At 62.9% G+C, this 1,174-nt stretch carries 1 protein-coding gene; it reads left to right on the top strand.

Annotated features, from left to right (window positions below):
• Positions 1-397: 397 nt before the first annotated feature.
• Positions 398-907, top strand: coding sequence for a transposase (locus N181_RS23380; protein WP_369983698.1), 510 nt, complete (start codon positions 398-400; stop codon positions 905-907).
• Positions 908-1,174: the final 267 nt, after the last annotated feature.

The following is a 1,174-nucleotide window of genomic DNA, read 5'->3' as shown; positions in this document are numbered from 1 at the left end:
AGCACGGCGACCAATGCCGTCTGCTACACCACCTCACGGGACACGATCGACAACTCGGCCCGGCGCCATATTTCGCGCAGCGAGACGGGTTACGACCTCTGTACCACGTGCGACATCGAGCACCGCTTCTCCTGATTTTGGCTGCGCACGAGCAATGAGGTCCGCGGCCCATAGGGAAGTTATCGCGGGCACGAGATTGCGCTCGTACAACTCGGCCGCGCTCCCATCGAGTTGCCAATGTTCCTCGCCGTCTGCCGTTACGACTCTCCACGGGTGGATGACCGCCCAACATGCTGGGAAATGCCTAAAGTACCGCGCGGGCCGGAGGCTGGCTGGGCCGACGACGCGGCGCACTTACGCGGGGCGCATCCGCGAGCTGATTGCAGGCTATTCGACCTTGGAAGCGATCGCTACGGCGCTGCCGAAGGTGCGCGACGCGCTTGTGCATGAATTTGCAGGTTTTGAGCGCAAGCTGCGGGCCATCGCCCGCCAGGACGACAACGCACGGCGGCTGATGACGACGCCAGGCGTTGGCGTCCTGGTGGCGCTGACGTTTGTGGCGGCCGTCGACGCGCCGGAGCGATTCCGCTCGTCACGCGCGGTGGGGCCGCACTTCGGATTGACGCCGAAGAAATATCAATCGGGCGAGACCGATCATAGCGGTCGCATTTCGAAGATCGGCGATGGGAGCTTGCGCACCGGGCTCTACGAGGCGGCCAACGTGATCCTGACGCGACCGGTCAAAGGTTCCGATCTGAAGGGCTGGGCGTTGGCGGTCGCCAGACGTGCCGGTCCCAGAAAGGCGCGTGTCGCGCTGGCCCGCAAGCTGGCGGTGGTGTTGCATTGCATGCTCAGGGACAGAACCAACTTCGTTCCTCGTAAGGTAGCGCCAGCCCTGACGGCTTGATGGCAGGAGACGACAAGACAGGCTTTCGGACGGGCACAGCCATCAGCCCTCCGCAGCAAGGTCCCTTCGCCGGGACGATGGATGGGTTAGGCCGCTATGCGATCAGCAGCACGCGGTGACTGCGCCTCTAAAGATTGGCCAACCGGTCCTCAGCAGACCCCATAGAGCAGCGGCTTGAGCTCCGACTGCGGACAGAAGCAAGCACTCGGCGAGGGATTAAGCTCACAAGGGATTGACGCAAAGCCCGTTACAGAAGATTGCATAATG

It is taken from the genome of Sinorhizobium fredii USDA 205 (assembly GCF_001461695.1).
GTDB classification, from domain to species: Bacteria; Pseudomonadota; Alphaproteobacteria; order Rhizobiales; family Rhizobiaceae; genus Sinorhizobium; species Sinorhizobium fredii.
This window is presented reverse-complemented; position numbering and strand designations above follow the sequence as displayed.